We start from the raw sequence: 10,150 nt of genomic DNA, 5'->3' as shown, positions 1-10,150 counted from the left end.
GCGCCTTCGACGGCGAAGGCTTGCCGACCGCGCCGCGCGACATCGTCGCGGACGGCAAGATCACCGGCTGGCTGCTCGACACGGCTTCGGCGAAACAGCTCGGTCTGACGCCGACCGGCCATGCGAGCCGCGGCGGTGGCGCATCGGGGGTCGGCGCGAGCAACCTCCACCTTGCGGCGGGCCAGCTTACGCCTGCCGCCCTCATGGATGGCGTTGCCGAGGGAATCTATATCACCGAACTGATCGGCCAGGGCGTCAACCCGGTGACCGGCGATTACAGCCGCGGCGCGTCGGGTTTCCTGATCCGCGATGGCGCGATCGCAGGGCCGATCGCCGAATTCACCATCGCAGGCAATCTGATCGACATGTTTGCAGCTCTCGTCCCCGCGAACGATCTCGAATTCCGCCACGGCACCAATGCGCCGACGTTGCGCATCGACGGCATGACCGTCGCGAGCAGCTAGGACCGGCAGCGTTGCCCGGCCGCAACCTCGAAGCCGTGATCGCCGCGACCCGCGAGGTCGGCGACATGGCGATGGCGCGCTGGCGCGGCGAAGGGCAAGCGGTCAATGTCTGGCACAAGTCGCACGACAATCCGGTCAGCGACGTCGATCTTGCGGTTGATGCGCGGCTCAAAGCGGTGCTCGGCGCGATGGTGCCCGAAGCCGGCTGGCTGTCGGAAGAAACCGCCGACAATGAAGACCGCCTGTCGTGCCGCGCGATGTGGTGCGTCGATCCGATCGACGGCACGCGCGACTTCATCCGCGGCCGCCCCGGCTGGTGCGTGTCGGTCGCGCTCGTGATCGACGGCGCGCCCGAACTCGGCGTACTCTACGCCCCCGCGCTCGACGAGTTGTGGGTCGCGCAGCGCGGCAAGGGCGCTCTCCTCAACGGCGAGCCGTTGCAGGCCAGCCGCCGCACGTCCTTCGACGGCGCGCGTGTACCCGCGGACAGCCTGCCGAAGATCGACCGCGACCTTGTGATGGTCACCAAGCCGAACAGCATCGCGCTGCGCATGGCGCTCGTCGCCGACGACCGCGCCGACCTCGTCGCGACGCTACGCTGGGGTTTCGAATGGGATGTTGCCGCCGCGGCGCTGATCGCGAGCGAAGCAGGGGCGACGGTAACAGACGCCTTCGGCGCGCCTCTGGCCTTCAACACCCCGCGTGCGCAAGCGTTTGGTGTCATCGCCTGTGCCCCGGGAATCCACGCGGCCGTCGTCGGCCGGTTGCACGATCGCGCCGTCGCTCTTACATCCTAGCCTTGACCGGTGCCGGACGTTTCCGCAACGTGGAAACCCCGGCAATCCACCGCACTTCGCTTGACAATCGGGGCGACTCACCTTAGTTGCGCCTGCATTCCGACATCTTGACCGGACGGCGAAGCGCGCCTGCGCATCGTGGTCCGCTTTTTGCGTTGGAAATTCAGACGCTTTGAGATGGGGCCGATTGCCACCGGCCCTGTGGAGCAGGAGAAAGTACCCAATGGCACGTATTGCGGGCGTCAATTTGCCCACCAACAAGCGCGTGATCATCGCGCTCACCTACATCCACGGCATCGGTCGCAAGACCGCCGTCGACATCGCCGACAAGCTGGGCATCGACCACACGCGTCGCGTTCAGGATCTTTCGGATGCCGAAATCCTGCAGATCCGCGAAACGCTCGACGCCGACCACACGGTCGAGGGTGATCTTCGCCGTAACACCGCGATGAACATCAAGCGCCTGATGGACCTTGCCTGCTATCGCGGCCTGCGTCATCGCAAGGGCCTGCCGGTCCGCGGCCAGCGCACGCACACCAATGCGCGCACCCGCAAGGGCAAGGCCAAGCCGATCGCCGGCAAGAAGAAATAAGGTCGAGCGCGTCCATCCCGGACGCGCTTCCTTGTTTCTTTCCCCTGCCGGGGCAGCGGCGAACCGCCCGCCACCGGCCATTCAGGATTAGGTTAGGAATTACTCATGGCTCGTGAACCGCAGCGTCTTCGTCGGCGCGAACGCAAGAATATTTCGTCGGGTGTCGCGCACGTCAACGCGACTTTCAACAACACGATGATCACCATCACCGACGCGCAGGGCAATGCGATTGCCTGGTCGAGCGCCGGCATGATGGGCTTCAAGGGCAGCCGCAAGTCGACTCCCTACGCGGCGCAGGTCTGCGCCGAAGACGCCGGCAAGAAGGCCGCCGAGCACGGCGTCCGCACGCTGGAAGTCGAAGTCAAGGGCCCCGGCGCCGGTCGTGAATCGGCCCTCCGCGCCCTGCAGGCGGTCGGTTTCCACATCACGTCGATCCGCGACGTGACGCCGATCCCGCACAATGGCGTCCGCCCGGCCAAACGCCGCCGCGTCTGACGTCTTTTCGGGCGCGCCTCACCGCCGGGGCGCCGCCCGCAGAAAAATCCTCGCTGGACAGGCAGCCGACCCCTGCCTGTCCCGCCCAAAGCAAAGGGAAGTCTATGACTGTCAATATCCGGAACTGGCAGGAATTGAAGAAGCCCAGCAACCTGGAAATCAAGGCTGGCAGCGACGGCAAGCGCAAGGCGACCTTCGTCGCCGAACCGCTCGAGCGCGGCTTTGGCCTGACGCTCGGCAACGCGCTGCGTCGCGTTTTGCTCTCGTCGCTCCAGGGTGCGGCTATCACGTCGATCAAGATCGAGAACGTGCTCCACGAATTCTCGAGCCTGGCCGGCGTGCGTGAAGACGTCACCGACATCGTGCTCAACGTGAAGCAGATCGCGCTCAAGATGGAAGGCGAAGGCCCGAAGCGTCTTCAGCTTTCGGCGACCGGTCCAGCGACCGTCAAGGCCGGCGATATCATGGTGTCGGGCGACATCAAGGTGATGAACCCGAACCACGTCATCTGCCACCTCGACGACGGCGCGACGCTGAACATGGAACTCGTTGCCGACACCGGCAAGGGTTACGTCCCCGCGACGGCCAACCGTCCGATCGACGCGCCGATCGGCCTGATCCCGGTCGACTCGCTCTACTCGCCCGTGCGCCAGGTCGCCTACAAGGTCGACAATGCCCGCATCGGCCAGGAGCTGGATTATGACAAGCTGAACCTGACCGTCGAAACCGATGGCACGATCACCCCGGAAGACGCCGTCGCTTACGCCGCGCGCATCCTCCAGGACCAGCTCCAGGTCTTCGTCCACTTCGAAGAAGCGATGAACGACAGCGGGCTCATCGGCATGGCGGCTCCGTCGACCACCGCCGATGAATCGGACGTCAACCAGCTCAACCGCTTCCTTCTCAAGAAGGTCGACGAGCTCGAACTGTCGGTCCGCAGCGCCAACTGCCTCAAGAACGACAACATCATCTATATCGGTGACCTCGTTCAGAAGACCGAAGCCGAAATGCTCCGCACCCCGAACTTCGGCCGCAAGTCCTTGAACGAAATCAAGGAAGTGCTGTCGTCGATGGGCTTGCGCCTCGGCATGGACATCCCCGGCTGGCCGCCGGAAAATATCGAGGAAATGGCCAAGAAGCTCGAACAGGAACTTCTCGGCTGATCTTGCGCCCCGGCTTCGGCCGGGGCCACCAACGGGAAGGGGTCGGCCCGCAATCGACCTGGCTTGGGGTACCTCGAACGGCCCCTCTGACAAACGAAGGAATGGATTATGCGTCATAAATCGGGTGGCCGGAAGCTGCAGCGCACGAGCGCGCATCGCACGGCCCTGTTCCGCAACATGTCGGCCTCGCTCATCAAGCACGAGCAGATCACGACGACCGTCGCGAAGGCGAAGGAACTGCGTCCCTATATCGAAAAGCTCGTCACGCTGGCCAAGCGCGGTGGCCTTGCCAACCGCCGCCTCGCAATGAGCCGTTTGATGGACGACACCCAGCTGTTGAAGCTGTTCGACGTCCTCGCCGAACGCTACAAGGACCGCAACGGCGGCTACACCCGCGTCATCAAGGCCGGCATCCGCGCCTCGGACGCGGCACCGATGGCCGTCATCGAATTCGTCGACCGCGACGTCGATGCCAAGGGCCAGGATTCGGGTCCCGTCGAGCAGTATGACGACGAGATGGCCGAAGCCTGAGCTTCGCCTCTTCGTTAAAAGATCAAGGGCGGCATCCGGAAGGATGGCCGCCCTTTTTCATACCGAGATAACGGCGGCTTTTGAGGTGGTGAGCGGACATTAGCTCACCCCCACTTTCGTCATCCCGGGCGTGATCCGGGATCCATCGCAGCGCTGAAGTCATAGATCCCGGATCAAGTCCGGGACGACGATGCTAGATATCCTCCCTGTCGCGCAGTGATGGGGAGGGGGACCACCGCGAAGCGATGGTGGAGGGGCCCGCGACCGCGCGTCAAAGCCCCTCCGTCAGCGCTGCGCGCTGCCACCTCCCCATGGCTTCGCCACAGGGGGGAGCTTGGGGCCACACCGGTCGTCAGCTGACGCCGTCTCTTTCAAGGGATTCCCTTGGCACTCGAAAAGGGCTTGACCCCGCATCCCTTTCATCCGATATTTCTGTTATGACAGAAATTATAGAACAAATGCCGAAGCTGTCCCCCGCAACGACCGAGTTCATCCTTCATTGGGGTAACCTCGGCGGGCAATGGGGCGTCAACCGGTCGGTTGCGCAGATTCACGCCTTGCTGTTCGTTTCCGATCGTCCGCTCCACGCCGAAGAAATCGCCGAGATGCTGGGACTCGCGCGCTCGAACGTCTCGAATTCAATCAAGGAACTGCTCGGCTGGCGACTGATCGAACGCGTCCCTCTGCTCGGCGACCGGCGCGACCATTTCACCGCCGAAAAGGACATATGGGAAATGGTCACGCGCATCGCCGCCGGCCGCAAGGCGCGCGAGATCGATCCCGCCGAGGCCGCGCTCAAGGTCTGCGTCGCGCGCGCGGCGCATGATCCCGCGCTCAGCGACAGCGCCAGGGCGCGCCTCGCCGACATGCTCGATTTCGTGACGACGATGAGCCGCTGGCACGACGAGATGCTGGACGTGCCCAAACCGGCGCTGATGCGGTTGATCAAGCTCGGTGCCGGGGTGACGAAGCTGATCAACTGGCGCCCCGGTCGCGGGAAAGACGGCGGCAAGGACGCAAGATAGGAGACGGGCTATGCTGCGCGAACCAAAAGCCGACACGGCACCCCTCGCCTCCACCGTCGCCCGCGATGGCGGCGATGCGCTCTACGACTATCGCTTTCGCCGCCTCGTCGCCCCCCACGCATGGAATGCGCTTCCCGAGGATATTCGCCGGCGCTTTTCCAAGCGCCTGTTCGACCAGCGCGTCACGACCTATGCTGGCGAGATCGTGTGGACGCGCCTGTCCCGCGCCGGCTGGCTGCTCGCGCAGTTCTGCCGCCTGATCGGTGCGCCGCTGCCGACGAACGTGAGCGGCCCTGCACCCGCCGCGGTCGCGGTGTCGGAGGATCGCGCCAGCGGTGGACAGTGCTGGACGCGGCTTTACGGCCGCGCGAAAGGACATCCGCAAGTCATCCACAGCGCGAAAAGCTTCGCAGGCCCGACGGGGCTCGAGGAACATATCGGCGGCGGTTTCGGCATGGCACTCACGGTGCGGGCGGAGGCCGACGCGCTGATCTTTTCGTCGGATCATTATTTCTGGCAGATCGCGGGGCTGCGCCTTCGCCTGCCGCACTGGCTGGCCCCCGGCGCCACGGCGGTGACGCATCAGCATCTGGGTAACGGACGCTTCGCCTTCGATCTCAGGGTCGTGCATCCGCTATTCGGCGAGTTGCTGAACCAGCACGCGGTGTTCCGCGATGCCTGACCTGCGCGTCCTCGTTATCGGGGCGACGGGTGTCTTCGGTAGCCGGCTCGCCGAACTCGCGGCGCGCGAGCCGCGAATCGCGCTCACGCTGGCCGCCCGCGACCGCAAAAAACTCGAAACACTGGCCGCACGGCTTGGCGGCTTGCCCGTCCGCGCGCTCGATCGCAAGCGGCTCGTCGCCCCCGATCTCGCGGGCTTCGACGTGGTGATCGACGCCGCTGGGCCTTTTCAGGCGTCCGCGCCCACGGTGATCGAGGCCGCGGTCGCGGCGGGCGTCCACTATGTAGATCTCGCCGACGGGCGTGCCTTCGTCGCGGCGATCGGCCGGCACGATGCCGATGCCCGAGCGGCCGGGGTCAGCGTCACGACGGGCGCAAGTTCGATCCCGGCCCTGTCGCATGCCGCGATCGACACGCTGACCGACGGCTGGCGACGCATCGACCGGATCAGGATCGGTATCTTTCCCGGCAATCGCGCCCCGCGCGGGCTGGCGGTGGTGCAGGCGATCCTCTCCTATGTCGGCCATCCGGCGCGCGTCTGGCGCGAAGCGCGCTGGACGAACGTTCCCGGCTGGGGAATGACGCATCGCTGGACCGTTCCGGGCGTCGGCACGCGATGGGCGAGCGTATGCGATACGCCCGAGCAGGATCTGCTCGTGCAACGCTATCGCCCGCAAGAGAGCGCCGAATTCTTCGCGGGCATGGAGTTGTCGATCCTGCATCTCGGTCTCGCACTCCTCGCGTTTCCGGTCCGCCGGGGCTGGATTGCCAGCCTCGGCCCCGCGGCCCGGCCGTTGCTCGCGATGGCAAAATGGCTCCTGCCTTTTGGCAGCGACGTCGGCGCGATGGACATCGTCATCGACGGCCGCGACGCCGGAGACAAACCGCGCGAAGCCCGCTGGACCCTCCGCGCCGACGGCAACCGCGGACCCTATGTTCCCACGCTCGCGGCGCTCGCGATGCTGCGCCGGTTTCGCGACGGTCGCCCGCCAGCGCCGGGTGCCCGGGCCTGTACGGGCCTTCTGACGCTCGCTGAATGGGACGCCGACTTCGAACGCCTCGGAATAACCACCCACCGCGTCTGACGCCCGTTCGCGGCACCGAAACCTCTTGCCCGCCCCTTGTCGATGCTTACATATCGACGCACGATAATTTCACCCGGAACCAATGAGGATCGCCTTGCCATGCCCTGCAAAACCCTGTCCGCGCCGCTGGCGCTGGCCCTGCTGATGACGGCCCCGGCAACGGCATGGGCGGCCGGCGACGCAGCCGCGCCGGTTCCGGCGCTCGCCTATCCCGACACGGTTCGCGGCGATACGGTCGATCCGCAATTCGGGGTCGATGTCGCCGATCCCTATCGCTGGCTCGAAGACGATGTGCGCGTCAATCCGAAGGTCGCCGACTGGGTCGCCGCACAGAACAAGGTGACCGACGCCTATCTGAAGGCGCTGCCCGGCCGCGACGCCTTCAGGAAGCGGATGACCGAGCTTTATAACTACGAACGCTTCGGCCTGCCGACCAAGGCGGGTTCCCGCTATTTCTATACCCGCAACGACGGGCTCCAGCCGCAATCGGTGCTCTACGTCCGCGAGGGATTGAAGGGCGAAGGCCGCGTGCTGATCGACCCGAACCTCTGGGCCAAGGACGGCGCGACCGCGCTCGCCGAATGGAATCCGTCGGACGACGGCAAATATCTCCTCTATTCGGTGCAGGACGGCGGCACCGACTGGCGCGTCGTGCGGGTAATGGACGTCGCGACCGGGAGCGATCTTCCCGACATGATCCGCTGGATCAAATTCTCCGCGCTCGACTGGGCGAAGGACGGCAGCGGTTTTTATTATTCGCGCTTCCCCGAGCCCGGGGAAGGCGAAGCCTTCCAGTCACTCAACGAAAATCACAGCGTCTATTTCCACAAGCTCGGCACGCCGCAAAGCGCCGACGTGCTGATCCACGCCACGCCCGACAAGCCAAAGCTCAACAACAGCGCGATCGTTACCGACGACGGCAAATATCTGCTCGTTGTCTCGTCCGAAGGAACCGACGAACGCTATGGCCTGACGCTGCATCCGACGGGCAAGTCCGGCGCGAAGCCGGTCGTGCTGGTCGACGATTACGCGAACAACTGGGAATATGTGACCAACGAGGGCACGCGCTTCACCTTCGTGACCAACAAGGATGCGCCGCGCGGGCGGATCGTGTCGATGGACATCCGCAAGCCGGGCGCGCTTACCGAGCTGGTCGGGGAGAATGAAGCGACGCTCGTCGGCGCCTCGCGCGTCGGCAACCGGATCATCCTCTCGTACCTCGGTGACGCCAAGTCGGAAGCGCAGATGGTCGCGCTGGACGGCAAGCCGGTCGCCAACATCAACCTCGCCGATATCGGATCGGCATCGGGTTTCGGCGGCAAGTCGAGCGATCCCGAGACCTTCTATGCCTTCTCCAGCTACGCGCGGCCGACGACGATCTACCGTTTCGATACCCGGACCGGAAAGAGCGAGATTTTCGCCGAGCCCAAGCTGACCTTCAAACCTGCCGATTTCACGGTCGAGCAGCGCTTCTACAAGTCGAAGGACGGCACTGAAGTGCCGATGTTCGTGGTGATGAAAAAGGGCCTCGACCGCAGCAAGGGATCGCCGACGTTGCTCTACGGCTACGGCGGTTTCAATGTGTCGATGACCCCCGCCTTCTCGCCGACGCGGCTCGCATGGGTGGACAAGGGCGGCGTGCTCGCGATCGCGAATCTGCGCGGCGGCGGCGAATATGGCAAGGCGTGGCACGACGCCGGCCGGCTCGACAAAAAGCAGAATGTCTTCGACGACTTCATCGCCGCAGGCGAATATCTGATCGCGCAAGGGATCGCGGGCAAGGGGCAGGTCGCGATCGAGGGCGGATCGAACGGCGGCCTTCTCGTCGGCGCGGTCACCAACCAGCGCCCCGACCTGTTCGCCGCGGCGCTTCCCGCGGTCGGCGTGATGGACATGCTGCGCTTCGACCGTTTCACCGCCGGCCGCTATTGGGTCGACGATTATGGTTATCCGTCGAAGGAAGACGATTTCAAGAACCTGTTCGCCTATTCGCCCTATCACAATATCCGCAACGGAGCGGCTTATCCCGCCGTTCTGGTGACCACCGCCGACACCGACGATCGCGTCGTCCCGGGGCACAGCTTCAAATATACTGCGCAGCTCCAGCATGCGAAGGTCGGCGACAAGCCGCACCTGATCCGCATCGAAACGCGTGCCGGCCACGGATCGGGCAAGCCGACCGACAAGATCATCGCCGAGGCAGCCGACAAATATGCCTTCGCGGCGAAGTGGACCGGTCTCGAGGTCAAATAATGTCCTTTGCCCTTTCCTTCTCCGCAACCGATTCGGCTGAACTCTGGGCCGAGGCGGGCGATGCCGCCGCCGCCCTCGTCGCGGGCGAGCCCGACGGTATCGCCAACATGGCGAATGTCGCGGCGCTGATCTGGCAGGCGATCCCCGACCTCAACTGGGCAGGCTTCTATCGATTCGACGGGGCCGAGCTCGTGCTCGGGCCGTTCCAGGGCAAGGCAGCATGCATCCGCATCGCGCTCGATAAAGGTGTGTGCGGCGCAGCGGCGCGGCTACGTGCCACGCAGCGCGTCGATGACGTCCACGCCTTTCCGGGTCACATCGCCTGCGACGCTGACAGCCGTAGCGAGCTGGTCGTTCCGGTGATCGCGAACGACCGGCTGGTCGGCGTACTCGACCTCGACAGCCCGTTACCCGCGAGATTCACCGCCGACGATCAGGCCGGTGCCGAAGCGCTGGTCGCCCGCATCGCGTCGGCGCTCGTACCTTAACGCCGACCCAAATCGGGACAGATTCTTCAGGGTTAACGGATTCGCGATGCGGCGTTAATTTTGCTAACAAACTGTTAACCAATCGGTTCAGGCCGAGGGAACAGGGAGTTTGTCATGCGCGCGTTCGTGTTGTTGGGTCTGGCCGCGGGGTCGCTGTTGATGGCGGGGCGAGCGAGCGCCGAACAGCCCGCGCTCGACTATGGCGTTCCCGCCGATCCCGACGTTCGCGTCTATACCGGCTATCCCGACCGCGTGCCGAGCGAGGTCGAATATCGCCGCGTCGAGGGTTATGATGCCGAGGGCCGCTGGACCGGCACGTGGAACGGCACCTATGAAGCGCCCGACGGCCGCCGCTACGACGGCACCTATGAAGGCACGGTCGATGGCCGCGGCACCGGTTATCCGCCGCCGCCCGAATATGATCACGCCTATCGTGGCGGGTATGACCCGCGTTACGACGACGAAATGGAACGCCGCTGTGGCCGGGGGGGCACAGTGGGCGGCGCGGTTGCCGGGGGTGTCGTGGGTGGCATCGCCGGCAACCGCATAGCCGGCCGCGGCAACCGCACCGCGGGC

Annotated in this window: 11 protein-coding genes and 1 pseudogene; all 12 read left to right on the top strand. The window is 65.0% G+C overall.

The window, feature by feature from the left end; genetic code table 11:
* On the top strand, positions 1 to 464 hold a 464-nt coding region (locus VN047_RS20690; protein WP_325546045.1), incomplete at its 5' end, for a metallopeptidase TldD-related protein.
* 11 nt (positions 465 to 475) lie between these two features.
* Positions 476 to 1,261 (top strand): 3'(2'),5'-bisphosphate nucleotidase CysQ, encoded by a 786-nt coding sequence (locus tag VN047_RS20685; RefSeq protein WP_325546043.1) that lies wholly within the window; start codon positions 476 to 478, stop codon positions 1,259 to 1,261.
* Positions 1,262 to 1,484: 223 nt separating this feature from the next.
* Positions 1,485 to 1,853 (top strand): 30S ribosomal protein S13, encoded by a 369-nt coding sequence (rpsM, locus tag VN047_RS20680; protein WP_325546041.1) that lies wholly within the window; start codon positions 1,485 to 1,487, stop codon positions 1,851 to 1,853.
* A 105-nt stretch (positions 1,854 to 1,958) separates the two neighbouring features.
* Complete coding sequence (gene rpsK, locus VN047_RS20675) at positions 1,959 to 2,348, top strand: 30S ribosomal protein S11 (protein ID WP_003040416.1); 390 nt, start codon at positions 1,959 to 1,961, stop codon at positions 2,346 to 2,348.
* A 104-nt stretch (positions 2,349 to 2,452) separates the two neighbouring features.
* The gene (locus VN047_RS20670) at positions 2,453 to 3,511 is read left to right on the top strand and encodes a DNA-directed RNA polymerase subunit alpha (protein ID WP_325546039.1); all 1,059 of its coding nucleotides are present in this window, start codon (positions 2,453 to 2,455) and stop codon (positions 3,509 to 3,511) included.
* Positions 3,512 to 3,619: 108 nt separating this feature from the next.
* Positions 3,620 to 4,042, top strand: coding sequence for a 50S ribosomal protein L17 (gene rplQ / locus VN047_RS20665; RefSeq protein ID WP_325546037.1), 423 nt, complete (start codon positions 3,620 to 3,622; stop codon positions 4,040 to 4,042).
* A 458-nt stretch (positions 4,043 to 4,500) separates the two neighbouring features.
* Positions 4,501 to 5,067, top strand: coding sequence for a GbsR/MarR family transcriptional regulator (locus tag VN047_RS20660; protein ID WP_325546035.1), 567 nt, complete (start codon positions 4,501 to 4,503; stop codon positions 5,065 to 5,067).
* Positions 5,068 to 5,077: 10 nt separating this feature from the next.
* Positions 5,078 to 5,749, top strand: a complete 672-nt coding sequence (locus VN047_RS20655; protein ID WP_325546034.1) for a DUF4166 domain-containing protein — start codon at positions 5,078 to 5,080, stop codon at positions 5,747 to 5,749.
* Positions 5,742 to 6,833 (top strand): saccharopine dehydrogenase family protein, encoded by a 1,092-nt coding sequence (locus VN047_RS20650; protein ID WP_325546032.1) that lies wholly within the window; start codon positions 5,742 to 5,744, stop codon positions 6,831 to 6,833. The genes VN047_RS20655 and VN047_RS20650 overlap by 8 nt, the downstream gene beginning before the upstream one ends.
* Before the next feature lie 99 nt (positions 6,834 to 6,932).
* Entirely contained in the window at positions 6,933 to 9,086 is a 2,154-nt protein-coding gene (locus VN047_RS20645) for a prolyl oligopeptidase family serine peptidase (RefSeq protein ID WP_325546030.1), read from the top strand.
* On the top strand, positions 9,086 to 9,574 hold the full coding sequence (locus VN047_RS20640) for a GAF domain-containing protein (RefSeq protein ID WP_325546028.1): 489 nt from the start codon (positions 9,086 to 9,088) through the stop codon (positions 9,572 to 9,574). The genes VN047_RS20645 and VN047_RS20640 overlap by 1 nt, the downstream gene beginning before the upstream one ends.
* Before the next feature lie 114 nt (positions 9,575 to 9,688).
* Positions 9,689 to 10,150, top strand: a pseudogene (locus tag VN047_RS20635) (hypothetical protein); the annotation flags it as partial.

The organism is Sphingopyxis sp. (assembly GCF_035565275.1).
Lineage (GTDB): Bacteria > Pseudomonadota > Alphaproteobacteria > Sphingomonadales > Sphingomonadaceae > Sphingopyxis.
Note: the sequence above shows the minus strand (reverse complement) of the source record. Positions and strands in the feature narration are given on the sequence as shown.